The following is a 25,676-nucleotide window of genomic DNA, read 5'->3' as shown; positions in this document are numbered from 1 at the left end:
GGGCAAGGGGCTGCTAGTCAGTGCGGCCGGTGATCAACGCACTGATTGCCTGGGCATTCACCGGCACGCTGAGGTAAAAACCCTGCGCCTCATCGCACTGCACATCCTTCAGTGCCTTGAGCTGGTCGATGGTTTCCACGCCTTCGGCGGTCACCGTCAGCGAGAGCGCGCGGCCCAGGCCGACAATCGCCTGGATGATCGATTGATCGCCACCGCTGGCGGTCAGGCCACCAACAAAGCTGCGGTCGATCTTCAGCCCGTCGAAGGGGAATGAACGCAGATAACTCAACGACGAATAGCCGGTGCCAAAGTCGTCCATCAGCAGGCGCACACCCAGGGCCTTGAGGCCTTGCATGGTGCTCAAGGCGACCTTTTCGTCGTTGAGCATCACACTTTCGGTCAACTCCAACTCCAGTCGCGCCGGGTTCAAGCCCGTCTCCACCAGCACCGCCTTGACCCGCGCCACCAAGTGCCCGCGCTGGAACTCGGTGGAGGACAGGTTGACCGAGATCATCACATCGTCAGGCCAGCCAGCGGCCGCCTGGCAGGCCGCGTGCAGCACCCAGTTGCTCAATGGCAGGATCAGCCCGGTTTCTTCGGCGATAGGAATAAACACATCAGGGCCCAGCAGCCCGCGCCGCGGATGCTGCCAGCGCACCAAGGCCTCGGCGCCGGCCAGGCGCTTGCCTTCGATACGGTAGCGCGGCTGGAAATCCAGGCGCAGTTCGCCGTTCTTGATCGCATGGCGTAGATCGGCTTCCAGCTGGCGCCGCTCGATAATGCGTGCGTTCATGTCGCCCGCATAAAAACGCCAGGTATTGCGCCCGCTTTCCTTGGCTTCGTAGAGCGCGATATCGGCGTAGCGCAGCAGCTCTTCGGCCAGGGTCGCATCCGCCGGCGCCATGGCAATGCCGATGCTGGCGCTGATAAACACTTCATGCTCGGTGATATGAAACGGTAGCTCGATACAGTCGATCAGCCGCCGGCAGAGGCCTTCCACCTCCAACTGCGAACTCATGCCCGCCACCACCAACATAAATTCATCGCCCCCAATGCGCGCCACCAGGTCGTCACCGCGCAGGCAGCCCTGCAAGCGCCGGGACACCTGGTTAAGCACCTCATCGCCAGCGGCGTGGCCCAGCAGGTCATTGACCGGCTTGAAGCGGTCAAGGTCGATACTGAGCATCACCAACGGCCTTTCCAGGGTCGGCACCGCCTTGAGCTTGCCCTCGAGAAATTCCTGCATGCGCGTACGGTTGGCCAGGCCCGTCAAGGCATCGTGTTGCGACAGGTACTCGATACGCCGCCGGGCCTCGACCTCTTCGGTGATGTCACTGGCGGTGCCCCGATAGCCCTGGCCGGGGATCTCGCGCACCGACAACCGGCAGATACGCGGCTCGCCTTCACCCGACAGGTAGTTGCACTGCACGATGGCATTCGGGCGATGGGCGTGGTCCTTGAACCAGCTGGACAACAGGCCCTGATCCGAGGCCAGCAGCTCATCCGCCGCCGTCCCCAGGCAGTTGGCCCCTTTGAGGCCGGTGATCACGTCGAAACGCTCCGACAGGTAGGTAAACCGCAAGTGGGTATCCACTTCCCAGATCCAGTCGGAGGCCGCTTCGGCCACATCGCGAAAGCGCTCCTCGCTGACCACCAGCGCCGCGCGACTGGCTTGCAGGGTGGCGTAGTTACTGTCCATGATCCGCGCGGCGGCGGTGCTGCGGCGCTGGATAACCCAGGCCATCAGGGCGAAGATCAGGCCGGCGAACGTGACCAGCGGCACGACCAGCACCAGCAACTGGTGCCCCGGGTCGTCCGAGGTCCATTGCACAACGCCGGCATGGTCCCGCAGGCTCAGGCTCGGTGCGCCCGCCGCTACCCTGCCAGCCGGGGCAACCTGCAGACCTTGCACACCAAAGTCCTGGCCCAATGCGGCCAAGCGTTGCGGCGCGAGCTTGGCAATGAAGATCAACACAGAGGCCGGGCCGCTATCGGCCTTCACGCTCGGATCGGTGCCCGGCGTCAGCGCTGCGGCGGCCAACACCGCAGGTGTCCCGTCGGCCTGTACCAGCCGGGTCACCGACTGGCTGTTGGCGGCAGCCTGCCGGGCCTGGGCCAGCAGGGGCTCGATGGGTATGTGCAGCCAATCCTGCACGGCAACGGTCTGCAACTGGCCGTCAACCACCGAGTACACCGTGCGCCCGGCTGGATCGACAACAAACACCCCCTCGAAACCCAGGTCGGCAAACAGCGTCGAACCCAGGTTTTGCCGCCCAAACGCCCAATCCACATCCACCTGCTGATGCAGGTGTGTGTAGGCGTCCCCCCAAAACGCGTAGTCCTTGACCGTAGAGGCGGCGATGCGCTCAACCGACAGCAAGGCGTTTTCGATATCGATCCGGCTGTGCTCGCTGGCATCCTGATTCAGATGATCGGCAATGGACACCAGCAGCACCCCGACCAGCAAAAACATGGCCAGTAGCAGCAGTGAACAGGCGAGCAGATAAGCCCGTGCGGTAGAGAGATTGGAAACCTTGCCTTCCAGCGACGACTTGGGGCCAACGTTGAGCTTTTCCATAGCGCTCCAGGCGCCAGGGCGCCCTAACAACCCGCACCGAAAACCACACGACGCACACGCAGGTGCGCGACTGCCTGCCCATAGACGATAGACAACTTTTGCGCTTCGAACAGCCCGAAAACCGCCCTATGCGCAATGCACCACATAACGCACGGCAAACCCGCCCAGGCGCTGATCCAATTGCTCGCGCTGGATCGCGCTAAGGTTTGGCACATGAATATCCACGCGCTGCCCGTGGCGCTCGTCACTGTGGGCTTCCACCCGGCTTGCCGCCGCGACCTGCCACACCTCATCTTCGAACACCCGCCGGATCGCATCCAGGCGCAAAGCGGGCTTGAAGGTCTTGCCCACGGCGGTCAGCGGAATCTGCTCCACCAACCAGATGTTCTTGGGCACCGCCGCACGTTCATGAATGTGCTGTGTGGCGTGCTCCAGCAACTGGGCCTCGCTAGCGTGCTCGCCGGCCTTGAGCTGCACATACACCACCGGCAGTTCCCCGGCCCTGATATCCGGCTTGCCGACTGCGGCGGCCAGCGCTACGCACGGATGGCGATGCAGCGCCTCTTCGATCATCTGCGGGTCGATATTATGGCCACCGCGAATAATCAAATCCTTGCTGCGACCGGTCAGCCAGATATAGCCATCGGCATCGATGCGCCCCAGGTCGCCGGTATTGAACCAGTCACCATCCAGCCAGATACCTGCGTTCTTGTCCGCTTGCAGATAGCCCTTGAACACCGTCGGGCCGCGCAGGCACAGGGTCCCCGGCTCATCGGTCGCGGCGTCACGCCAATAATTGCCGGCGCTGTCGAGCACCACGATCTTGACCTGGCAATACGGCAGGCGCAGGCCAATGGAACCGGGCCGGCGCTCGCCCTCATAAGGGTTGCAGGCTGTGGCGCAGGTGCCTTCGGTCAAGCCATAACCTTCGATGATGCGCAGCCCCGTGCGGGCTTCGAACTGGCGGATCAGTTCCACCGGCATTGGCGCTGCACCGCAGAGCGCAAAGCGCAGGCTGGAAACGTCGATACCGTCATTTGGGATCTGCAGCAGTGCCGCATAGATGGTGGGCACCCCACTGAAACTGCTGACCCGGTAGCGCTCCACCAGCTTCCAGAAGTCCTTGATCAAGGCCGGGTTACGGTAACCCTGGGGCCCGGCCAGCAACACCTGGGCTCCGTAATGGAATGCGGCGAGACCGGTGACCATCACCCCATTGACGTGAAACAGCGGTAACCCGCATAGCAGCACGTCGTCCGGTACGTAGCGCCCATGCAAGCCAATGATCTTGGCCATCGCCACTTCGTTGAAGTGGCTGTGGGGGGCCAGTTTCGGGGTGCCAGTGGTGCCGCCCGTGTGAAAGTAGGAGGCGATATCGTCCGGCTGGATAACCCGCCCGCTTTCCAGGTGATCGGCCGGGGCGGCGGCTAGCAGTTCATCGAAGTCCAGGACGCCTGCGGGCATCGGTGGCCGCTGGGCTCTTACAGCGCTGCGTTGCGGCTCCGGCAACAGGTTGGCGAGGTCGACCGTCACAATCGTGGGCATCTGTGGCAAAAAGTCTGCCAGGGCCGCCACTTTCTGCCATAGGTCGGTACCGGGGAACGGTGCCAGTGTGACCAGCACCGAGGTATTGGAAGCACGGATCAGCTCTGCAATGTGCTCAGGCTCAAGCAACGGGTTGATCGCATTGACGATCCCCGCCGCCTCTGCACCCCAAATCACAAAGTGCGTCTGCGGCAAGTTAGGCAGCAGGAAAGATACCGCCTGGCCCGGGCGCAAGCCCAGACGATGCAAGGCGTTGGCGGTTTGTGTGACCTTGGCAAAAAGCTCGGCATAGCTGATACGCCAGGGCTGATCCTCGATGCTGCCCGTCGGTAGAAAACACAAGGCTGGCAGATCGGCAAAGCGTTCGGCGGCACGCTGCAACAACTCATAGGTACTGCCAGGCAAGTCGCGCTCGGCCAACGGGTATTGTTGCTCGAAGACTTGGATGTCGCTCAACCGGGCAAGGGAAACAGGACTGTTCATGGGTTTAATGTTCTTCCGTGTTTTTTACAAAGGGCGCCAGGGTCGTGTGCTGGCACTGCTCGGTGAAACGCAGCAGACCCGGATCCAGCAACCCCTTCTGCTCACTGCAAAGTTGCGCTGCCAAATCCAAGGCCCCAGCGTAGACCACGGTTTTGCACAACTCCAGTGGGTCGGCCTCGACATGCACGCCCAACTGCACCAGGCGCCCTACCGCCTGGGCCACGTGGGGATGTAGCCAAAGGTCGGCTCGAGTCCCGGCAAAACGGCGCCTACTGGACTAACGGTTTACCCAGCACCTTGCTGAAGCTTTGTGCAGCCGGTTGCAGCCACCGCGCCTGCACCAGCAACGGGGTCACGGCGGCCCCCGGTTCAATCTGCCCGTCCACCTGCACGCGCTGGGAGTCGACTTGGATCTTGAAATGGTGCTCGGCCGCCAGTTGCAGGTCCGCCAGCAATCGCAGGCCATCCCTGCACTGCAACTCGATCCGGGTATTGCCCAGCTTGACCAGCCACGGGCTCAACAGCGCCAGGTCGTGCCCCAGCAATTCACCGTCGGTGTTACGGCAACCCGCTCCGGCGCCATTGACCTGCAATCGCCCGTCCCAACGCCCGTCCAGCACGAACATCGGTGGCGGCAAGGCGCTGACCGCACGCGGGGCCAGTTGCGCCTGCCAGTTCCACGGCCAGCCATGGATCGACAGCTCCCAGATGCGTTGCGCAAAGCGCAGGTTCACCTGCGCCGCCCACGGACGGATGTTCCAGTCCACCGGCGCCAGGGCACCGACGCGCGCTGCGCGGCCAGTCCACAGGCTGCCCACCACGCCGCTGGGCTGCCAGCCGGTCGGCCAGGGCAGCTGGCGGGCAACGAAGGCGGCCGGCAGCTCCAGCAGCACGGTCAGGCTGAACACCACAATCGCCCACAGGATCACCGCGCGACTCATGGCCGCGCCGCCACTTCCAGGCTGAAGGCATAGCCCTGGCCGCCACCCTGCTCCAGGCTCCACTGCACGGGTCGCCCACCCTGCTCCTGCACCGTCCGCAGCAGCAGTTGCAGGGCCTGGGGCCCCGGCAGCTCGCCTTGCAATTGCCAGCGATCGCCTTGCTGTTCAACGCGGGTCAGCACCCATTGGCGCGACACCGCCAGGGCCTGCCACTGTTCGTTGGAAAACGCCGCTGGCGGTACCAGTGCGCCGGCCTGTTGCGCCAACGCCTGCCACTGGCGTGCATCCTGCCAGGCCGCCAGCAGCGGCCGGGTCAACAGCACCAGCAGCAACAGCACGACGGTCGACCAGCCAGCCAACAGGCCATAGCGGCGCTTGGGCGGCAGTTGGTTGAAGTGGGCCAGGTACTCCTGCATCCGGGCTTTCATGGTTGTTCTCCCAGATCAAAACTCAGGTGCAATTGACCGGCGACACTTTGCGCCTCGTCAGTCCATTGCGCGCCGGCAGCCTGGGCCATGGCCTGCCATTCGCCGGGCAGCGGCCGGGGGCCATTGCCGCGCAAGGCCAGGCGCCAACGGCTGCCGTCAAACTCGATGCGCGACACCGACCAGCCTGGCTGCTGTTGCAGCCAGCCGGAGAGCGCCTGCTCCAGGGCGACGATCTGTTGCTGGCGCACCTGCCAGTCGCTCGCCTCGCCCTGCACTCGCGCCAGCGCCACGCGCGCCTGTTGCGGGTTGTTGGCAGGCCCGGCCAGCGCCCGGACCTGGGCTTTCCAAACATCAACCTGGCGCAGGCTCTGCACCAGATACACCGCGCCCCAACACGCCGCCAGCGCCACGCAAGCCAGCAGCAAGCGGCGCTGTACGCCGCTCATCAGTGGCGCTCGAGTCACCCGTGTGCGCGGCCCCCGCGTGCCTTCCAGCACACTGGGCAACTGCTCCAGGCGCGCCAGGCGTGACGGCCAGTCGCCCTCTTGGGTCTCGCCAGGCAGGTCGCGCCAGGCCTGGGGCAGGCGCTCACCCAATACCGGCGGCCACACCAACCATTGCCGGGAATGCGCCTTGAGGTAGCGCACCGATTCGCGCCGCCACTCCACTACCTGCCCTGGCTCTGCTGGCGGCAACAACTGCAAATCCGCCCAGCCATGGGTGATGTGCAGCCCCAGCGCAGCACACTCGGCCAGCCATTGCTGGACCTGCTCGCGATGCATCACCAACAACTCCAACTGCCCGGCCTCGCGGGACAGGCAACTGACCAGCAACGCTTCGGCGGGCTGCTGCGCATATTCTTCAAACAATTGCGGCCATTCGTGACGCTTGAGCCCCGGCGGCGCCGGCAGGCAGAAATGGCTGCAATCGAGCGCTGGAATAATCAAGGCGCCCGGCAGTTGCAGCAGTGCGGACGGTGGCGGCCAGGTGCCGCTTGCGCAAGCCTGTTGCGCGCTGTAGTGCAACCACTGCCAGCGGCCCTCGGCGGTGGCCGGCGGGCGCACCAGCAACCATTCCCGTGGCTTGGCCCGCAGACGCTCAAACATGCCTGCGCTCCGGCTCATGGCTGGGTATCGGGCAAGGCGAAAGTACAGACATAAGGGGCTCCATGGTGCTCGAACTCGATCCGCACGCCGCGATTGGGCTGGGCGGCAACAGTAGAAGGAAAGGCCAGCCAGCGCGTGCCCTGGTAAAAACTGAATGTGGCGCGCTCGACCGGCGCCAATGACGCCTTGAGTTCCCAGCGCGGCTTGTCGGCGGCGTACAGGTCGGCCGAGACCAACAGGTTCAAGCGCTGCTGGCGCGCATCGAACAGCAGGCGCTGGCGTTGCACGCGCGACGCGCCCTCGGCCGGCGGCCAGGCGCCCAGGGCCACCCACTGCAGTTGCCCAAGGCTCGGCTGCCACTCCAGCCAGGCCAGGTCCAGGGGCAAGCGCTGCTCGTACAACTGGCGCAACACCAAGGCGTCGAAGCGGCGCTCCAGGGCCATGCAGAACTCCAATACCTGAGGTTCGCTGCCCGGCTCCTCCAGACGCTCACGCACTTTGACCCAGCCATTGACCAAGGCCGCCAGCAACACCCCGACCACCGCCGTGAGGGCCATCGCCACCAATAGCTCGATGAGGGTCAAGCCGCGCTGCGCCGCCTTCATGGACGCACCAGGAACAGGCTGAACTGACCCAGGGGCTGACGCTGCTGGGGATCGGCAAATAAGCTCAACTCACCCCGGCGCAAGCGATTGACCCCGGTATTGCCCAGGGTCAGTTGCCAATGACAGGTGGCATTCCCCTGGCGCAACTCGCCGCTCACTGCATTGATCTGCGGCCAGTACTGCTCCACGCCAAACCGCGTTTCCAGCTCCCGTGCGCACAAACTGCCGAGGCGATGTTGCGCCACGGCCTGGTGGGTAGCGATGCGCTGGCGCAACAGCTGGCTGACCATCACCGCCATCAACGCGGCAATCCCCAGGGCGACCATGACTTCAAGCAAGGTAAAACCACGCTGGCGCTTCATGGCAGGGTCGCGATATGCAAGGTGTTGTCTGCTTGCCATTGCCAGCGCTCGCGGCCCTCGGCCCAGCGCCAGGTCAGTGATACCGGGCGGGCCAGCCCCGATGGGGTGAACATCACCTGGGGCTCGCGGCTCACCGGCCAGTCAGGTTGCAAGCCGGCTGGCCAGGGTGCGCCGCGCGACGCTTGGACCTGCCACCCAGGCGCTGCGCGCCCGGCCTGCCAGCGCACAAACTCCGGGCTGCGACCGTTCCAGCGCAAGCCCAGCAACTGCCCGGCATGCCGGGCCTGGGCGGCCTGGCTGCGCGCTTCGCTGGCCAGTTGAGCCAGGGCCTGGCGCATCGGCGCCTGGCCGGCATCCAGATAGGCCACCCCCAGGGCGCTGAACAAGCCGACGATCAACAACACCACCAGCATTTCCAGGAGCGAAAACCCGCGACTGCGCTGCATGCCTAGAGGTCCCAGTTACCGATATCGGCATCGGTGCCTTCGCCGCCTTGCTGGCCGTCGGCTCCCAGTGAGAACAGATCCACCCGCCCATGCTGCCCAGGCGTGCGGTAGCCATAGGCATTGCCCCATGGGTCCTCGGGCAGGCGGCGGATGTAGCCGTCGGCACGCCAACTGCGCGGCAAGGGCTCCAGGCTCGGCTTGCTGACCAGCGCCTGCAAACCCTGCTCGGAGGTGGGGAACCGCAGGTTGTCGAGGCGGTACATGTCCAGTGCCTGCTCCAGGGTCGCCAGGTCGGCCAGGGCCTTCTGGCGCATGGCTTTGTCCTGGCTGCCAAGCACGCTGGGGGCGACCACCGCGATCAGCAGGCCGATGATAAAAATCACCACCATGATTTCCATCAGGGTGAAGCCGCGTTCGCGACGCTTGACCGCACGATTGCCAGGCATGGCGTGCTTTTCCATTTCATGTTCTCCGTTTTCAGGTTGTCTGTTCAAAGGCTCAGGCCCTGATTGAGCTGCATGATCGGCAACAGCACCGCCAGCACGATGAACAGCACCACCGCGCCCATCAGCAGAATCATCAGGGGTTCGAATAACGCCAGCAGCAGGTCGACCTGGCGCGCAAACCCACGCTCCTGGTTGTCGGCGACGCGCTCCAGCATGTCGGGCAAGGTGCCGCTGGCCTCGCCGCTGGCGACCATGTTCAGTAGCATCGGCGGGAAATGCCCACTGGCACTGAGGGCGCGGTACAGGGTCACACCGCCTTCGACCTGTTCACGCACCGCTACCAGGGACTGGTGGATCTGCCGGTTGCCGACCGTAGCGGTGGCCACCTCCAGGGACTCGAGCAACGGCACGCCACTGCCGAGCAGAATCGCCAGGCTGCGCGAGACCCGCGCGCTTTCCAGCACCGACAGCAGCACACCAATGCGTGGCAAGCGCAACGCCAGGCTGTCGCGACGCAAACGCCATACCGCCTGGCGCAGCAACACCCGCGCGCCCAGCGCCAGCAGCAAGCCCAGCCCCAGCAACCACGGGCCGAGCATCACCAGGCCCTCGCTGGCGCCGATCAGCACCCGGGTAATCAGCGGCAGGCTTTGCCCGGTGTGGCTGAACTGCTCGGTGAGCTTGGGCACCACAAAAGTCATCAGGCCGATCACCACCGCCAGCGACACCAGGATCAACACCGCCGGGTAGATCAACGCCGTGCGCGCCTTGTGCCGTTGTTTCTGCACCTGTTCCAGGTGCTCGGCCAACCGCTCCAGCACCGGCGCCAATTTGCCCGAGCGCTCGCCGGCCTCGACCAGTGCGCAATACAGCGTATTGAACTGCCCACCCTGGCGGCGCAGGCTCTGGGCCAGGCTCAAGCCTTCGCCCAGGGCGCCGCGCACCGCCACCAGCAGGTTGCGAATCGCCGGTTCCGCCAACTGGCGTTCCAGGGTGGCCAAGGCATCCACCAAGGGGATACCAGCGCTCAACAGCGTGGCCAACTGGCGGGTCAACTCGCACAGCTGTCCATGGTTCAAGCGTTGCCCGCGCGGGCTCGACAGGCTTGCGCCCTGCACCTGCAACTCACGGGCAAACAGGCCCTGCTCGCGCAGCAGTTGCCGGGCATGGCGCTCGCTTTCTGCCTGGATGCTGGCTTTGCGGCGATTGCCGCGCAGGTCCAGCGCCTGGTAGCGGTAGGTCGGCATCAGTCGCGCACCGCACGCAGGACCTGCTCCAGGCTGGTTTCGCCACGGCGCAGGCATTCGGTGGCCATGGCGGTCAGGCTCTGGCGCTTGTCGGCGAGGTATTCGTGCATGGCCGCTTCGCTGGCGCCGTCGTACAGCAGGCTGATCAAGCCGGCATCCAGGGTGATGAATTCATAGAGGCCGATCCGCCCGTGATAGCCACTGCCCTGGCAGTCGTCGCAGCCCTGGGGGTGAAAGCTCTGATCCAGCGTCGCCAGCTCCGGCCACAACTGGCGCTCGGCGGCCTGCAACGGCGCCGGCGTTGCGCAATGGCACAGGCGCCGCACCAGACGCTGGGCCATCACGCCCTTGAGGCTGGAGGCGATCAAAAAGGGCTCGATGCCCATGTCGCGCAACCGCGTGACGGCGCCCACCGCGCTGTTGGTGTGCAGCGTCGACAGCACCAGGTGCCCGGTAAGGCTGGCCTGCACGGCGATCTGTGCAGTCTCCTGGTCACGGATTTCGCCGAGCATGATCACGTCCGGGTCCTGGCGCAGGATCGCCCGCAGGCCGCTGGCGAAAGTCATGCCGGCGCGCGGGTTGATCGCGGTCTGGCCGATGCCGGTAATCGCGTATTCCACCGGGTCTTCGACGGTGAGGATGTTGCACGAGCCGTCGTTCAGCGCATTGAGGCTGGCATACAGCGTGGTGGTCTTGCCCGAGCCGGTGGGCCCGGTGCTCAGCAAGATCCCGTTGGGCCGCGACAGGCAAGCGCGCAGGGCCTGCTCGACGGCAGCGGGCATGCCCAGGTTGTTCAGGTCCAGCAGGTTGGCCTGTTTGTCCAGTACGCGCATTACCACGCGCTCGCCGTGGATGCCGGGCAAGGTCGACACCCGGATATCCACCTCGCGCCCGCCGGAGCGCAAGGTGATGCGCCCGTCCTGGGGCTGGCGCTTCTCAGCGATATCCAGGCGCGCCATGACCTTGATCCGCGACACCAACATGGCCGACAAGGCCCGTGGCGGGCGCAGGATTTCGCGCAGATGGCCGTCCACCCGCAGGCGCACCACCAGGCTCTGCTCGAAGGTCTCGATATGGATATCCGAGGCGCGCAAGCGCAGGCCTTCGGCGAACAGGCCGTTGATCAGGCGGATCACCGGCGCTTCGTTGTCACTCTCCAACAGGTCTTCGATCCGTGGCAGTTCGTTGATCAGGCTGTCGAGATCGACCTGCTCGCCGATGCCCTCGATCAACGCCGCCGTGGCCGACTCCCCGGCCTGGTACAAGGCCCCCAGGCGCAGTTCGTATTGCGCCGGGTCGAGGTGCTCGACCAGCGTCGGCAGGCCATGCACGCGCAATACTTCCTGCAAGGCGTCGGTGTCGACATCCTCGCGCAGGCACAGGGTCCAGCCCTGCGCACCCGGAGCCCGCGCCAAGCCCGCCTGGCGCGCCAGTCGATAGGGCAACAACGTACTCACCACACGCCCTCGTCGAGGCGCTCGCGGCTGGCCGGGAACAGGCGCAGCAAGGCGTTGTTATCGGAGATCGCGGGCAATGCCAGGTTCGAGTTGGCCTTGAGGTTGCGGTATTTCTCGCTGCTCAATTGGGCCAGGGTCTCGCCGTCGCGCATGATCCGCGGGCGGATGAACACCATCAGGTTCTGCTTGGTGCGCTGGCTGGCGTTGGAGCGAAACAGCCGCCCGACCCCTGGGATATCGCCGAGCCACGGCACACGCTGGTCACTGTTCTTGGCTTCGTCGCCGATCAGCCCGCCGAGCACCACCAGGCCGTTGTCTTCGACCATGACCTTGGTCTTGATCTCGCGCTTGTTGGTGATCACATCGCTGGCGCCGGTGCTGTCGGCAATCGACGAGACCTCTTGCACAATGTCCAGGCGCACGGTGTTGTCGATATTGATCTGCGGCTTGATCCGCAGCTTGATCCCCACTTCCTTGCGCTCGATGGTCTGGTAGGGGTTGGTGTTGTTCTGCGTTACCGAGCCCGTCACAAACGGTACTTCCTGGCCGACCAGAATCGATGCTTCGGCGTTGTCCAGAGTCAGCAGGGTCGGGGTCGAGAGCAGGTTGAAGCCACTTTCGCTCTTCAGCGCATTGAGCAGTGCGAGGAAGTTCAGTCCGCCGCCGTTGAGCTTGCCAAAGCCTGCGGTGGCGCCGGGCACATTGGCCAACAGCTTGCCCAGGCCTGCGGTGTCGCCGCTGGCAGCGGCGCCCGCCAGGCCGGCGATGCTCGTCCCGCCGTTGGTAAAGTTCACCGCGCCGCCGCCAAAGGAATCGCCCAAAAACAGCCATTGCACACCCAGTTCCTGGGCGCGGGTGTCGGAGACTTCGGCGATGATTGCTTCCACCACCACTTGGGCGCGGCGGATATCCAGTTGTTCGACGATGGTGCGGTAGGCGGCGATTTCGCTGTCCGGGCCGACCATCACCACGGCGTTGGTGCCCTCCTCAGACTCCATGCGAATCCCCGAGGCGCTGACCGCCATCTGCTTGGGCGCGCCTTCCGTGGGCACGCCCTCGCCTCCGGCGCCTGGGGTGTCCTGGCTCAAGCCGCGCAACACCTTGACCACTTCGGCGGCATTGGCATGACGCAGGTACATCACCACGGTGTTCGATGGACGCAAGGCAGTCTGCGGCTGATCCAATTGCTTGAGCAGCGCACGCACCCGTTGGCGGCTGTCGGCACTGCCGCGCACCAGCAACGCATTGCTGCGCGGGTCGGCAACCACCTGCGCGCCATCGGCGCCCTGCTCGCGGGCCAGCAGGCGGGTCATCAATTGCGCGGTGTCGTTGGCGCTGGCGTTGACCAGGGGCAGCACTTCCAGGGGTTCCTGGCTGACCTGGTCGAGTTGCTGCAACAGCGCGTCGATACGGTCAAGGTTGCTGCGCCAGTCGGTGATCACCAACAAGTTGGCCGACGGGTACGGGCTGATCACTCCCACCCGAGGGTCAATCAGCGGCTTGAGGATATTGAGCATCTGTTCACTGGCGGCGTTGCGCACGCTGAATACCCGGGTGGCCATGCCATCGTTGGCTTGCACGGCCTGGCGCGCAGACTCCACCGGTACCGGCTCCAGGCGCGCGGCCTGGTCCGGCACGATCTTCACGCTGCCATTGGGCAGGTTGACCGCAGCAAAACCCTGGGCGCGCAACTGGGCGAGGAAGATGTCGTAGATGGCCTCGCTGCCGAGCATATCCAGGCTGCGCACCGTGACCTTGCCCTTGACCCGTGGGTCGATGATGAAGGTGGTGTTGGTGATGCGCGATACGCTGTCGATGAAGTCGGTGAGTTCGGTGTCGATGAAGTTCACTTCATACAAGGCCGGCGCTTCTTCGGCGTGGGCCGGGGTCACGCTCAAGGCCAGGCACAGTGCGCTCAGGCCCAGGCATTTATTGATCATGTGCATCGTCGGTTCATTCCTTGCGCTTGAGGCCGATCACCGGTCGCTCAGTCGGCCATGGCAAGCGCTCGCGCTGCCCTTGATTGTCGAAAATCAGCCCGCGTTCATCGATGTCCTGCAAGACGATGCCCGGGGCCAGGCGCTGACCCAGGGTCAGCGTGCGTTCTTGTTGCTGATAGCGCAGCACCAGGACCGTGGCGCGCAACGGCGTGGCCTTGAGGCTGCCCAGGTAATCAACCTTGAGCGTGGTCAACGGCAGGTCGTCGCTGGGTGCCTGGCGCGGTGTCCAGTGGCTGCTCAACAAGTCGGCAACCGGCGCCGCTGGCGCGTAAGACACGACCGGCTGGGCGATGCCGTGCCACAGTTGCAACACACATTGCGCTGCGAGCCAGGCCAGCAGTGTTGCCAGCAACAGGTTGCCCCCACGGCTCAACTGACCAGGCTCCGTGGATGCCATCCCGGATGCCCCTGCACGTAGCGCACATCCGGCAGTTGCAACGGCGCCAGTTGCCAGTCCGCCGGCTGCTCGCGCAACCAGCCTTCGAGGTGTTGCCACAGCGGTTGCCCGGCATCGGCGGCAAAGCCCAGGCCAAAGGTGCGGCAGGTGCCGAGCGGTTCGGCAAACTCACTGACCCGCTTGCCGCCAGGGCTATAGGTGACCTGCCAGGGCTGGCCGAGCCAGCGCGGCAGGTCCTGGCTGTTATCCAGCAGCAGTGGCTCGCCAAACAGTTGCTCGGCGCCGTTTTCCAGGACCTGGCGCACCTGCTGCGCCGGGACATCCACGACCGGCGCTGGGTAACTGGCACTCAGGCTGATCAGGTGTTCGCGGGTAATCATCTGGCCGCGGGCCAGGGGGCTGTCGTAGCGCAGCCCTGGCAGCAGCACTGCGCTCTTGGGCTCGCGGACCAGGGCCTGGTGCAACAGGCGATCCCAACTGCCGGCGCGCACATCGCGGCGCCAGAGGTTTTCCGGGGCCTTGGCCAGGGGTTGGTCGAGCCAGGCGGCGTGGGCGGCGCGCTGTTGTTGCAAGCGTGGTTGCAGGCGCTGGGCGTGGGCCTGGGCGGTAGCGTCCAACGCGCTGGCCTGGGCGGGAAAGAAGCGCGCATCGAAGCGCCATTGCCCCGCCTGCGCCTGGCAGCGGATGCGGAAGGCGCCGCTGGCCCGGGTCCCGCCCAGCACCACCGGTACGCGCTTGCCGGAGCTTTGCAGGATTTCTACCGGCTGCGGCCACAGGTCCTGGCCACGGGCGCACAACATCAAGTCCACCTGGCCCAGGCGCTCGGCCAGCCAGAACCCCGGCCCGGTGCCGACATCGGCCAGGGCCACCACCAGGTCGGCTTCCTCACGGGCCTGGGCAAGCACCGGTTGCAGGCTGTGCAACCACTGTTTCAAGGAGGCTTGCTGGTCCCGCGCATAAGGGTCGGTGATGCCGACTACGGCGATGCGCACGCCGCCCCGGCGGAACACCTGCATGCCTGGGGTGGCCAGGCGTTGCGCACTGGCGCTGGCCAGCCCGGCGCCGAGTACCGGGTGGCCGAATTGCTGGTACAGGCCCTGGCATTGTTCGGGCCACAGCACGCGTTCATCGCTGCTGACCCGCACTTCACTGCCGAGCAATTGGCTGCCCTGGACCCCGGACAGGCCACGGGTCAGGTACGCCAGGCCGCTGCCGTTCCAGCACTGGCCGTTTTCCAGGGTCAGGCTATTCTCAGGCCCTGCCTCATCACGCAGGCGTTGCAACACGGCACCGAGTACCGCGTAGCCACCGGTTTGCACATCGTCACTTAAGGAGGCATCCAGCAGGCCATCCAACTGGCTACCGTCAGCCTGGCGAAAACGCGCATTGGCCCCGGTGATCCACGGCGCCTGGCCGATCCGTGTTGCCGGCCCCAGGCGTGTGGCGGGCACCACCGGGCGACCCGGCAGGCGTGCATCGAGGGTGTCGGCGATATACAGCAGGTCGACCGGCTGGCTGTCCGCAGGCCCCGCCGCAGCCCCCAGGCTAGAGCAGCCGGCCAGCCACGGCGCACAGGCCCCCAGCGTCATCCATCCCAATACATCGCGCCGCACCATTGAAGCCATTGTTCTCTCACCCTAGGGCTAACTCTGCTTTAAGGGCGGCATAGTGGGGGTCAATTAATGACGGTTTAATGTCAGTTTTTTAACAGGAGTGAAATATGCATCCTTGTAACAAAAGGAAATAAAAGAAATACACTTAAATACATTTTTAACAAAACCGACCGCGAATCATCACATTCGACTCTTAGAGTTCGGGCTCCTTTCAAAAATCGTGATCTACAAAGGACCTGATGAAATGAGTCGAGAGACTGGCGACAACCAGAATCGCAACCTGAGCCTCAATGAGCCGATGGAATCGGTACTCACTGCCTACCTGAGCCGCCGCAGTGTGGTACGGGGCGGACTCGGCGCCGCGATCGCCATGATTGCCGGCACCGGCCTGACGGGCTGCTTTGACAGCGGCGGTGGCTCTGACCACGACACCCCGACCGAGCCCACCAAACCTGCGCTGAAGCTGGGTTTCAACTCGATCCCCGGCTCGCGCACCGACGGCTGCACCGTGGCCGCCGGCTACACCGCGCACATCCTCGCGCCATGGGGCACGCCGCTCAACAGCAATGCGGCACCGTGGAAAAGCGATGGTACCAATACCTCGACCGACCAGGCCAACTCGGTCGGCATGAACCACGATGGCATGCGTTTCTTCCCGATCAATGGCAGCTCCACTGACGGCCTGATCGCGATCAACCACGAATACATCGAACAGTCCGAACTGCACCCCAACGGCGCGACCCTGATCGGCGGCGTACGCCCGGTGGAAGAAGTGCGCAAGGAAATCAACGCCCACGGCGCGGGCGTGATGCGCGTGACTAAAGTCAACGGCCGCTGGCAGGTGATGGAAAACGACCCGCTGAACCGTCGCTTCACCTCGGCCACGCTGATGGACCTGGCGGGCCCGATGAAAGGCACCGAGCACGTCAAGACCAAGTTCTCGCCGACCGGCACCCAGACCCGCGGCACCAACAACAACTGCGGCAATGGCTACACACCGTGGGGCACCTACCTGACTTGCGAAGAAAACTGGCCAGGGATTTTCGTCAACCGCAGCGGCAACCGCCCGGCCGACCAGGTGCGCATCGGCGTGGGCACCAGCAACGGCAACTATCGCTGGGAAAGCGTCGCGGGTGACCCGAGCGAAGTGAACGGCGAGTTCAGCCGTTTCAACGTCACCCCAAGCGGCGCCACGGCCACCGACGACTACCGCAACGAAGCCAGCACCTATGGCTACATCGTCGAGATCGACCCGTACAACGCCGCGACCCGTGCGGTGAAACGCACCGCGCTCGGCCGTTTCCGCCATGAAGGTTGCTGGCCGGGCCTGACCACCGCCGGCAAGCCAGTGGTGTTCTATAGCGGCGATGACTCGCAGAACGAGTACCTGTACAAATTCGTCTCCACCGCGTTGTGGGACCCGGCAGACGCCAACCCCAGCGACCGCCTGGCCACCGGCGCCAAGTACATGGACAGCGGCAAACTCTACGTGGCGCGCTTCAATGCCGACGGCAGCGGCAACTGGTTGCTGCTCGACGTGGCCAGCCCGACGCTCGATGGCAGTACCCTGGGCGCGAAGTTCACCGACCTGCCGGGGATCATCCTCAACACCCGCGGCGCGGCCGACGCCCTGGGCGCCACGCCGATGGACCGTCCGGAATGGACCTCGGTCAACCCGCTCAATGGCGACGTGTACCTGACGCTCACCAACAACACCAGCCGTACCGTGGCCAACGCCGCCAACCCGCGGGTGAACAACAAGCACGGGCACATCATCCGCTGGCATGACGCCGACAACCAAGTGGCCTTCACCTGGGACATCTTTGTATTTGGCGCCAACGCTGCCGGCACTCCGGACCTCAACCGCTCGGGCCTGACCGCACTGAACCAATTCGCCAGCCCCGACGGCATGACCTTCGACAGCCGTGGCGTGATGTGGATCCAGACCGACAACGGCGAAAAAACCCTGACCGACTACACCAACGACCAGATGCTGGTGGTGATTCCCACCAATATGGTCGACGCCCAGGGCAAGCAAGTGCCGGTCAACGCACAGAACCAGGCAGACCTGCGGCGCTTCTTCGTTGGGCCCAATGGTTCGGAAGTGACCGGGGTGACCTTCACGCCGGACAACAAGACGGTGTTTATCAACATCCAGCATCCAAGCAACTGGCCGTCCACTAACGTGGCAACCGACGTCACCGTCGGCAAGGTACGGGCGCGGGCGTCCACGGTGGTGATCCAGCGGGCAGATGGGGGGGAATTGGCGATCTGACCAACATGCAGGAGCCAGCCAGGCTCCTGCTTCGCTGTCTTTGTGGATCAGGCCTGTTGGGCTTGCTGTTCAAGGTGCAGTTGCAATTCAGGCTTGATACCCAGGGCATCGGCCAATTCATTGAGGTAGTTGCGCTCGGTGACCTGCTGGTCATCCACCAGCATCACACTGGCCAGGTAGACCTCGGCGGCCACCGCCGGGTCATTGGCATATTCGGCAAAGTCGGTTGCATCCAAGGGCTTGGCGACTTGAGCGTCGAGCCATTGTTGCAAGTCCGGATCGTCGGTGTGGCGCCCGATCTCCTGGGAGATCAACGCCTTTTCCTTCTCATCAATCCGCCCATCCGCCTTGGCCGCCGCGATCAATGCGCGCAGTACCGCATGGCTATGGGCCTCGACCTCGGCGCCAGAGAGTTGATCAACCGTCTGCAAGGCCTGCTGCGGCGCAGAGGCCTGCTGGCGTTGCCAGGCTTGATACGCCTGGAATGCCATCATCCCCAACGACGCCAGGGCCGCATAGTTGGTGCCGCCGCTACGGGTCTGGCTCGAACCGCCCGCCTGGGTCCCGCCCAACATACCGCCCAGGCCACCGAGCAGATCGCCCAGGCCGCCACCGCCCGACGCAGAAGGAGCGGAGCCGCCGCCCCGGAGCAATCCACCGAGCAGGCCGCCCAACCCACCGAGCCCTCCCGCGCCGCCCTGGGGTGCCGCCGAACCGCCTTGCTGGGACATCGAGGCTTGACCTGCACGTAGCAGTTGTTCCAGTAGAGCACTGGTGTTCATGGTATCGCCCTCCTATGGGCTGTGCGCCAGACAACCAACAATAGTCCCTGGCGCCTATAACGCCAAGACCGCCCAGCAGGCGCTGGTTTGCCGAGCTGACTGGCCCCCCGCAAACCCGGCGCAGGCCTGTGGAAACCGTGAGAATTGTTCAGATTCAGCGCGCCACGGCTTGCGGTGAACGTCAGCCCGCCCGTGGGGTCGGAAATATAAGGGCACGGCCTCAATCGGCCTGGCCTTGAGCGCGAGCATCCACAGATTTGCGGTGCCGCGAACCCTCACAGAAGGAGACGCTGACATGGTCACTCACTTCAAGGTCGCAGGGCACCTCGCTTGCGGCCATCACGGCAATAACCTCACGTCCACGGTGGAACTGAACCGGGTCAAATGCCGCACCTGCCGCAACACCGATGCCTATAAGGAAGCCCGCCGCAACCAGCGCAACGCGTCCCGCCGTGCATCGCGCAAAGCCAAGTCCAACACCGCCAGCAATGATTGGCGCAGCGCCTGGACCCAACGCCTGACCGCCCTGCCCGGCCTGCAACGCCTGCCACGCGGTTTCAGCCGCCAGGCCTTCGTCTAGCCCCTATAGGAGCCGGCTTGCCGGCGATCGCGGCGTATCCGGTCGATACCCTATCGAATAGGCAACAGCGCCGCACCGATCAACCCCGCCAACCCCAAGAGGCACGCCAGGCCAACGCCATAGGCCAGGGTGCGCCAGGGTTGGCGGCGGCCCAGGCACAGCAAGGTATGCAGTACCCGCGCGACGGTGAACAGGCCGAACAGCCAGGCCGTCGCGGCGGCGTTGGTATCCAGCGCCAGGCATAACCCGCCGAGGACGAAAAACAGCGGAATGTTTTCCAGGTCATTGGCCCAGGCTTTCGCCGCCCGGCTGACCGGCGCAAGCTCCTGCGCAATGGCCGGGCGCTGGAAGAAACCGGCATCCTCAGGATTGCTGAACGCACGGTGCCGGAGGCGGAAAAAGCCCTGGTAACAGGAGATCGCCAACATCTTGATGAACAACACCAGCACACACAGGGCAAACAGATGCACGAGGCTGGTCATCGCCGGTCCCTGGCAAAGCCGTGGACCACGATATACAGCAGCGGCCCCACCGAGACAAAGATCGCCGTCAGCAGCCAATACGGCAGCACACTGGCCAGCGACCGGCCCTTGGCGCGGGCGTCGCGGTACATCCACACACACGCCAGGGCCGCCATCAGGTACAGGTCGATCACCACCTGGGCGGTGTCGGGCCTGGATAGCAGCTCAAGGCCAAACGCCAGCAGCGACTGCTCGGCCCAGAGCAAGGTGCCCAGGGTGTACAGGGAAAACGCCAACAGGCTGGCAAGGGCGATATAGGGTCTGTGCATAGGGTCCACCACGCAGGATTGGGCAAGCCGCAGATTAGTGATAACGTCGCCGCCATCTCAATGACCTGCGAGGTCATGGACGCCCCCCGCCCCGCCCTGCCAGAGTCCATCCATGAACCGCCCACCATTCCCCCGCGCCAACCCCGAGACCGACGCCGGTACGCAACTGCGGCTGTTGCGCCGCCAGGCGAAGTTGAGCCAATTGCAGCTGGCGCTGATCAGCGGTATTTCCCAGCGCCACCTGAGTTGCATCGAAACCGGCCGCGCCAAGGCCAGCCCTGGCACCTTGCATAACCTGCTCAGCGCCCTCGAGGTGCCCCTGGAGCAGTGCAACAGCCTGTTCCTCGCAGCCGGCTACGCCCCGCGCTACGAAGCCACGCCGCTCGCCGCGCCGGCAATGGATGCCATTCGGGATGCCATCAGCCACGTGCTGAAGGCCAACAACCCGGCGCCGGCCATCGTGCTCGGGAGCCACTGGCAAGTGCTCGCCGCCAACGCCAGCACCCAGGTGCTGTTCGACCTGGTGGGTTTGGCGCCAGACGCGGCACAAGGCCTGAACCTGCTGACCACCCTGCTGCAACCGGGTGGCCTGGGCGACTACCTGCTCAATGCCGACGAGATCCGCAACCTCGCCTGGCAACGGGCTGCCCGTGAAGCATTGGGCAACCCGACCCTGGCCACGCTGCTGGAAAGCCTGCCGGTGCCGCAAGGCTCGACCCCCCTGGCCAATGAACTGCCGCCACTGGTGCTGACCCGCGTCAATTCGCGCCATGGCGAGCTGGACTTCATGTCCACCTTCACCACCTTCGGCATGCCCCAGGACATCACCGTCACCTCATTGCGCATCGAGCACCTGATCCCGGCCAATCCCCACACTTGGCAGGTGATGACCGCGGCCTACGAACACTCCCTGAGCCGCTAGGCGCCGCTGATCAGAACTTGGTCACCACCCCCATGCGCAACGTACGCCCCGGTGCCGGCATGAAGCTCTGGGCCAGCGGGTCCAGGTAGTAACGATTGGTCAGGTTATCCAGCGACACGTTGAACTGGGTGTGGTCTTGCCATTTGTAGTCAAGGAACAGGTCCACCAGCGCCACTTCGCGGTAGACCAGTTGCGGCGTGGTGGCGCCGGTCTGCCAGGATTTGTCGGCGGTGACGGTCGGGCCCGAGGTGTAGGTCAGGCGCCCGCCCACGGTCAGGGCCTGGTCAAAGAAGCGCAGGCCCGTGGTCAGGTTGCCGGCGACCCGCGGCGGGTTCTGGGTATTGGTGTACGAGCCCATGAAGCTGCCTGGGGTGCAGTTGGGGGTGTTGTCAAGCTTCTGCCAGCGAGTGGAACTGGCCCGCAGGCGCGCGGCGAAGGCCGAGTCGCAGGTTTCGGTCTTGAGGTAATAGGTCGACGACAGGTCGGCAAAGACCCAGCCGGCATCGTATTTCGATTGCAGTTCCAGGCCGCTGGTCTTGAAGCTGTCGGTATTGCTGAAGTTCATCAGGCCCATCAGGCCGGGGCTTGGGTCGTAGTAACGGGTCACGTAGTTCTTGATGGTGTTGTTGAAGTACGCCAGCTTGATCGCCGCCGTGTCGTTGTCCGCCAGCAGGCCTTTTTGCAGGGTGCTTGCGCCGATTTCCCAGTTGCTCGAACGCTCCGGTTTCAGGCCCTTGCCAGGCATGGTCTGCAAGGTGCCCTGGCTGGTTTCGAACAACGAGGGCATGCGCAGGCCCTGGGTGTACGAGGCGTAGATGAAGGTATCGGGCGCGATCTCGTAGTTGATGCCGATGGCCGGCGAAAAGGCGCCCTTGCTGTCGCGCTGCTTGCCCGAATAGGTGTAGCCGGTGACCACTTCGCCCACCTGCGACGGATAGACCCGTGTGCCAACGCCCCCGTAGTCGTTGTAGCGCGGGCCATCGAACGGGTTGTTGGTATCGCTGAACACAATCCCGTTGTTCAGGCGCGGGTCGGTGGCATCGGTGTATTGGCCGTTGGCGTCGGGGAACCACAGCATATTGCCGTAGCTGCCCGGCTTGATCACGTTCACGTAGCGCAACTCCCGTTCCTCGCGTTGGGCGGTGGCGTGCGGCACATGATCCTTGGTGCGGTAGTAGGTATAGCGCCCGCCGCCCCACACCGTCAGCTCGTCAACCGGCTTGTACTCCAGCTTGCCGTTGAGGCTGAACTCCTTGCGCGAACCATCACGCAGGCTGCGGTTGGCGTTGATATCGTTCTGTGTGGTGACCACGCTCTTTTGCGGCTGCAGCTCCTCGAGCTGGAACGAGCCGCCCAGGTCCAGTTTGAAATCGCCATAGTGCGTGTCAAAACGCGAGGTATTGGCCAGCTCGCCCCCGATGCGCCGGTCGTGCTGGCGCGTCCAGTTGCGGTCCGAACGATAGGCCTGGGATTTGGGCGCCAGCACCGAGGTCAACTGGCTGGTCTTGGCATCGGTCATCCACAGGCTGGTCGTCAGGTCCACCAGCATATTGCCCGTGGGCAGGTAGTGATAACGGGCGGTGTAGGTGTCGATCTTGGTGCTGCCGCGCGGATACTGGTAGATACCGCCGGTGCCGAAACGGAAGATGTCCGAGGGCATAATCTCGCCTATGCGTCCATCGTAACGACTGTAGCCGAAGTCGAAAGTGTGGTCGTCGGCCGGGCGCAGGGTGGTCTTGAGCAGGATCGACTCGGTCTCTGCCGAGGAGTTGAGCACCTCTTCGCCGGCGTTGTAGGTGGTGGCCACCGTCATGTTTTCGCGGCCATAGCGGTCAAAGGTGCGGTAGCGGTCCTGGCCGTGCTTGCCGGAGAAGTAGTTGCCCTGGTTGCGATGGGCGTAGGCGGCCACCACATCGAACAGATCGTGGGTATAGGCAAACGCCGCGCTGCCCGATTCCGAGTCGGAACCGAACAGGCCGCCACGGTTCTGGTGCGGCTCGGAGTACAGGTTCTCGGTGGTCGAATGGCCGTTGCGCGAGGCCGGCTCGACGCCGTTGTTCCACAGATCGCCCTTCAGGCGCAGGCCCACGTTCTTGCCGTCACGCAGGATGTCATCGACCCCCAGGGTGCGGATCGCCACCGTGCCGCCGATGGCGCTGGACGTCAGACTGGGGCCTTTGTCGATGGCGACATCGCTGATCAGGTCGGGGTCGATGTAGCTGCGCTGTTGCGTGCCCGCATAGCCGCGATAGACATCCAGCGCCTGTTGCGAACCGTCGACCGTGACCGCCACCCGGCTTTGCCCCTGGATCCCGCGGATATTCACATCCAGGCCACCGCCATTGCGGCTGTCACCCACCTGCACCCCCGGTTGGCCCTTAAGCAGGTCGCCGACGGAGATCACGCCAAAGCGGCGCACTTCTTCGTTGGAGATATACACCGACGAACGTGGCGCGGTGTACACCGCTTTTTTCTCGAGGTCATCGCCAGTGACTTTCTGCGACGGCAGCACCAACGCACTGGTCGCTGGATGCAGTTCGAAGCTGCCATCGGCCTGGCGCTGAAAACTCAAGCCGGTGCCTGCCAGCAACTGCGCCAGGCCGGCCTCGGTGCTGAAATCTCCGTGCAGGCCGTTGCTGCGTTTGCCCGCCGTCAGCGTCGAACTGCCCGCCATGCTGATACCCGCCTGCACGCCGAAACGCGAGAGTGCCTGGTCCAGCGGGCCGGCTTCGATGCTGTAGGGTTGGCGCTCGGCCTGGGCGAAAACTGCCGTGCTGTACAGCGGTTGCAGGCTGAGTAACAGCAGACCCAATGTGCGGGTGCGCAAGACACTTGCGGGAGAAATCATGCAGGGCTCCTAGAGGTGAAGGCCCACCTGTTTCGGTGGGTTATCCCTCTAGGCCAAGCGAGTTTTGAAAACTACGCAGAGAACGTAAATAAATGTTCAGGCCGGCACCACAGTCACCCAATAGCGGGTACGCCGCTCGATACGCACCGGCAGTGCATGGGCCACCAACGCCAGCGCGGCATCGGTGTCGTCGAGCTGGAAGCTGCCAGTCACGCGCAACCCCGCGACCTGCTCGCTGCATCGCAAGACGCCCGGCCGGTAACGGGACAACTCGGCCAGCAGCACATCCAGGCGCATGCGCTCGGCAGGCAGAATCCCGCGCAGCCAGGCCTGGGCCAGAAATCCATCGGTTTGCCGTGGCGTACCCACACCCTGGCGATCGACCTGGGTCTGCCAGCCTGCCGCTACTGATACCGGTGCCGGGTGGCGCGGCGAACTCACCTCCACCAGCCCGCGCAATACGGTAATCCACGTGCCCTGCTGATCATGGCGCACCAGCAGATTGGCATCGTGGCTGCGCAGCAGCGCATCCGCTGTGAGCAGTTGCAGTGGGCGCGACTCAACGCGCGCATCCAGCGCCACCTCGCCCTCGATCAACTGCACGCGGCGCAGCTGCGCGCTAAAGTCCAGGCTGACAGCGCTGGCAGTGTTCAACCACAGAGAACTGCCATCGGCCAGGGTCCAGCGGCGGCGCTCGCCGGTAGCCGTGCGGTAGGTGGCAAAGGCTGCGCGCAGAAGGGTCGATTCCGCGCCCTGCCAGGACAAACCACCGAGCAAGCCCAACCCCAGCAAGCACTTGAGCACCTGCCGGCGCCGCGCCGGATCAGCCCCGGCTGCCTCCAGCGCGCGTCGTGCGGTGACATCCGCCAACAGGCTGGCCCCCGGCTGAAGCATCAGCGGCAAGCTGGCGACGCGTTGCCAAGCGTATTCGTGCTCGGCACTTGCCTGGCGCCAATGCTGCAACGCCTGTTGCTCGTCCGGGCTCATCATCCCGGACTGCAACCGGACGATCCAGTCGATGGCCGTCTCGCGGACTTTCGGTGCAACCGGCTTGCCATTCATTCGAAACGGCTCGCGTAGCACACACTGAAAGCCTTGCCCATCGCCCGCTGCACCTGGGCCACGCTCAAGTTCAACTGCGTGGCGATCTGCGGGTACGTCAGGCCGTCGAGCTGGGACAAAAAGAAGATCTTGCGCACCTGCATCGACAGCCCCACCAGCAGCGAGTCCAGCTGTAGCAAGGTCTCGATCATCAAGTAACGGGTTTCGGGCGACGGCTCCTCACCTTCCGGACGGGCGGCGAGCGCCTCCAGGTAAGCCCGCTCAATCGCCTGGCGCCGCCAGCGGTTAATCAGCAAGCCATTGGCGATCGCGGCCAGAAATGCCATGGGCTGGCGCAGCTCCCGCACGTCCTGCTGCGTGCGCAACACCCGAATGAACGTGTCGTGCGCCAGGTCCTCGGCATCGGCGCTGTGCCCCAGGCGACGCCGCAACCAGCCGCGCAGCCAGAGATGGTGACGGGTGTAGAGTTGTTCGACGGGCGAGACGAGACTGTCGTCGTACATGTCAGGTCCAATGAGCAGTTAATGATAATACTTCTCATTTTAATATCCTGACCTGACGCTTGTACAGTCTCGACTGCTAACACTGTTATCTGTGGGGGCCATTCCTGACCCACCGCTATCGCGGGCAAGCCCGCTCCCACAGGGGGGGCTCGGCTGGGCACAACATTTGCGCTACATCGCAAATCAAATGTAGGAGCGGGCTTGCCCGCGATGGCGGTGGGTCAGGTTAGAAATACTTGACTGACACACCGCCATCGCGG

The 25,676-nt window shown here is 64.4% G+C and carries 23 protein-coding genes and 1 pseudogene; 3 read left to right on the top strand and 21 right to left on the bottom strand.

Features of this window, described 5'->3' with window-relative positions:
* Nucleotides 1–13: 13 nt before the first annotated feature.
* The 15 genes and pseudogenes from HBO11_RS05595 to HBO11_RS05525 all read right to left on the bottom strand — a co-directional run bounded on the left by HBO11_RS05595 (nucleotide 14) and on the right by HBO11_RS05525 (nucleotide 15,666).
* Nucleotides 14–2,578, bottom strand: coding sequence for an EAL domain-containing protein (locus HBO11_RS05595; protein WP_169953009.1), 2,565 nt, complete (start codon nucleotides 2,576–2,578; stop codon nucleotides 14–16).
* A 126-nt stretch (nucleotides 2,579–2,704) separates the two neighbouring features.
* Nucleotides 2,705–4,606, bottom strand: coding sequence for an acyl-CoA synthetase (locus HBO11_RS05590; protein WP_169953008.1), 1,902 nt, complete (start codon nucleotides 4,604–4,606; stop codon nucleotides 2,705–2,707).
* 73 nt (nucleotides 4,607–4,679) lie between these two features.
* Nucleotides 4,680–4,829: pseudogene (locus tag HBO11_RS05585) on the bottom strand (amidase); the annotation flags it as partial.
* A 46-nt stretch (nucleotides 4,830–4,875) separates the two neighbouring features.
* Nucleotides 4,876–5,547: a type II secretion system protein N gene (gene gspN, locus HBO11_RS05580; RefSeq protein ID WP_169953006.1), complete on the bottom strand. Its 672-nt coding sequence runs from the start codon at nucleotides 5,545–5,547 to the stop codon at nucleotides 4,876–4,878.
* Nucleotides 5,544–5,975, bottom strand: a complete 432-nt coding sequence (gene gspM / locus HBO11_RS05575) for a type II secretion system protein GspM (RefSeq protein WP_169953005.1) — start codon at nucleotides 5,973–5,975, stop codon at nucleotides 5,544–5,546. The genes gspN and gspM overlap by 4 nt, the downstream gene beginning before the upstream one ends.
* On the bottom strand, nucleotides 5,972–7,081 hold the full coding sequence (locus tag HBO11_RS05570) for a type II secretion system protein GspL (RefSeq protein WP_169953003.1): 1,110 nt from the start codon (nucleotides 7,079–7,081) through the stop codon (nucleotides 5,972–5,974). The genes gspM and HBO11_RS05570 overlap by 4 nt, the downstream gene beginning before the upstream one ends.
* Before the next feature lie 14 nt (nucleotides 7,082–7,095).
* Nucleotides 7,096–7,686 carry a prepilin-type N-terminal cleavage/methylation domain-containing protein gene (locus HBO11_RS05565; protein ID WP_169953002.1) on the bottom strand — a complete coding sequence of 197 codons (591 nt, stop codon included), beginning with the start codon at nucleotides 7,684–7,686 and terminating at the stop codon, nucleotides 7,096–7,098.
* The gene (locus HBO11_RS05560) at nucleotides 7,683–8,048 is read right to left on the bottom strand and encodes a type II secretion system protein (protein WP_169953000.1); all 366 of its coding nucleotides are present in this window, start codon (nucleotides 8,046–8,048) and stop codon (nucleotides 7,683–7,685) included. Before HBO11_RS05560 ends, HBO11_RS05565 begins: the two co-directional genes overlap by 4 nt.
* Nucleotides 8,045–8,494: a type II secretion system minor pseudopilin GspH gene (gene gspH, locus HBO11_RS05555; RefSeq protein ID WP_169952998.1), complete on the bottom strand. Its 450-nt coding sequence runs from the start codon at nucleotides 8,492–8,494 to the stop codon at nucleotides 8,045–8,047. The genes HBO11_RS05560 and gspH overlap by 4 nt, the downstream gene beginning before the upstream one ends.
* 2 nt (nucleotides 8,495–8,496) lie before the next feature.
* Nucleotides 8,497–8,940: a type II secretion system major pseudopilin GspG gene (gene gspG / locus HBO11_RS05550; protein ID WP_070994271.1), complete on the bottom strand. Its 444-nt coding sequence runs from the start codon at nucleotides 8,938–8,940 to the stop codon at nucleotides 8,497–8,499.
* 44 nt (nucleotides 8,941–8,984) lie between these two features.
* Complete coding sequence (gene gspF, locus HBO11_RS05545; RefSeq protein WP_169952997.1) at nucleotides 8,985–10,187, bottom strand: type II secretion system inner membrane protein GspF; 1,203 nt, start codon at nucleotides 10,185–10,187, stop codon at nucleotides 8,985–8,987.
* Nucleotides 10,187–11,635 carry an ATPase, T2SS/T4P/T4SS family gene (locus HBO11_RS05540; RefSeq protein WP_169953306.1) on the bottom strand — a complete coding sequence of 483 codons (1,449 nt, stop codon included), beginning with the start codon at nucleotides 11,633–11,635 and terminating at the stop codon, nucleotides 10,187–10,189. The genes gspF and HBO11_RS05540 overlap by 1 nt, the downstream gene beginning before the upstream one ends.
* Nucleotides 11,636–11,640: 5 nt before the next feature.
* Nucleotides 11,641–13,584, bottom strand: a complete 1,944-nt coding sequence (gene gspD / locus HBO11_RS05535) for a type II secretion system secretin GspD (protein ID WP_169953303.1) — start codon at nucleotides 13,582–13,584, stop codon at nucleotides 11,641–11,643.
* 13 nt (nucleotides 13,585–13,597) lie between these two features.
* Entirely contained in the window at nucleotides 13,598–14,041 is a 444-nt protein-coding gene (locus HBO11_RS05530) for a pilus assembly protein PilZ (protein ID WP_169952996.1), read from the bottom strand.
* A complete protein-coding gene (locus tag HBO11_RS05525; RefSeq protein WP_169952995.1) occupies nucleotides 14,014–15,666 on the bottom strand; it encodes a lipoprotein UxpA in 1,653 nt (550 codons plus the stop codon). Before HBO11_RS05525 ends, HBO11_RS05530 begins: the two co-directional genes overlap by 28 nt.
* A gap of 232 nt (nucleotides 15,667–15,898) precedes the next feature.
* Here HBO11_RS05525 and HBO11_RS05520 point away from each other — a divergent pair, with 232 nt between their 5' ends.
* Nucleotides 15,899–17,929, top strand: a complete 2,031-nt coding sequence (locus HBO11_RS05520) for a PhoX family phosphatase (protein ID WP_169952994.1) — start codon at nucleotides 15,899–15,901, stop codon at nucleotides 17,927–17,929.
* Between the two features lie 47 nt (nucleotides 17,930–17,976).
* Here the strand turns inward: HBO11_RS05520 and HBO11_RS05515 are convergent, their stop codons facing one another.
* Nucleotides 17,977–18,711 carry a tellurite resistance TerB family protein gene (locus HBO11_RS05515; RefSeq protein WP_169952993.1) on the bottom strand — a complete coding sequence of 245 codons (735 nt, stop codon included), beginning with the start codon at nucleotides 18,709–18,711 and terminating at the stop codon, nucleotides 17,977–17,979.
* 295 nt (nucleotides 18,712–19,006) lie between these two features.
* Here HBO11_RS05515 and HBO11_RS05510 point away from each other — a divergent pair, with 295 nt between their 5' ends.
* On the top strand, nucleotides 19,007–19,291 hold the full coding sequence (locus HBO11_RS05510; RefSeq protein ID WP_169952992.1) for a hypothetical protein: 285 nt from the start codon (nucleotides 19,007–19,009) through the stop codon (nucleotides 19,289–19,291).
* Between the two features lie 50 nt (nucleotides 19,292–19,341).
* Here the strand turns inward: HBO11_RS05510 and HBO11_RS05505 are convergent, their stop codons facing one another.
* Nucleotides 19,342–19,773, bottom strand: a complete 432-nt coding sequence (locus HBO11_RS05505; RefSeq protein WP_170058847.1) for an MAPEG family protein — start codon at nucleotides 19,771–19,773, stop codon at nucleotides 19,342–19,344.
* Nucleotides 19,770–20,081, bottom strand: coding sequence for a DUF2834 domain-containing protein (locus tag HBO11_RS05500; protein WP_169952989.1), 312 nt, complete (start codon nucleotides 20,079–20,081; stop codon nucleotides 19,770–19,772). Before HBO11_RS05500 ends, HBO11_RS05505 begins: the two co-directional genes overlap by 4 nt.
* A gap of 112 nt (nucleotides 20,082–20,193) precedes the next feature.
* Between HBO11_RS05500 and HBO11_RS05495 the strand changes: the two genes are divergently transcribed.
* On the top strand, nucleotides 20,194–21,003 hold the full coding sequence (locus HBO11_RS05495; RefSeq protein WP_169952987.1) for a helix-turn-helix domain-containing protein: 810 nt from the start codon (nucleotides 20,194–20,196) through the stop codon (nucleotides 21,001–21,003).
* Nucleotides 21,004–21,013: 10 nt separating this feature from the next.
* On the opposite strand, the gene HBO11_RS05490 is transcribed toward HBO11_RS05495, so the two are convergent.
* From HBO11_RS05490 to HBO11_RS05480, 3 genes are all read right to left on the bottom strand, one after another.
* Complete coding sequence (locus tag HBO11_RS05490) at nucleotides 21,014–23,851, bottom strand: TonB-dependent receptor (protein WP_169952985.1); 2,838 nt, start codon at nucleotides 23,849–23,851, stop codon at nucleotides 21,014–21,016.
* A 96-nt stretch (nucleotides 23,852–23,947) separates the two neighbouring features.
* Entirely contained in the window at nucleotides 23,948–24,913 is a 966-nt protein-coding gene (locus HBO11_RS05485) for a FecR domain-containing protein (protein ID WP_169952983.1), read from the bottom strand.
* Nucleotides 24,910–25,416, bottom strand: coding sequence for a sigma-70 family RNA polymerase sigma factor (locus tag HBO11_RS05480; RefSeq protein WP_169952982.1), 507 nt, complete (start codon nucleotides 25,414–25,416; stop codon nucleotides 24,910–24,912). The genes HBO11_RS05485 and HBO11_RS05480 overlap by 4 nt, the downstream gene beginning before the upstream one ends.
* Between the last annotated feature and the right edge of the window lie 260 nt (nucleotides 25,417–25,676).

The organism is Pseudomonas sp. WS 5010 (assembly GCF_012985565.1).
Lineage (GTDB): Bacteria > Pseudomonadota > Gammaproteobacteria > Pseudomonadales > Pseudomonadaceae > Aquipseudomonas.
The sequence above is the reverse complement of the archived record's forward strand: the minus strand, read 5'-3'. Positions and strand labels throughout refer to the sequence as shown.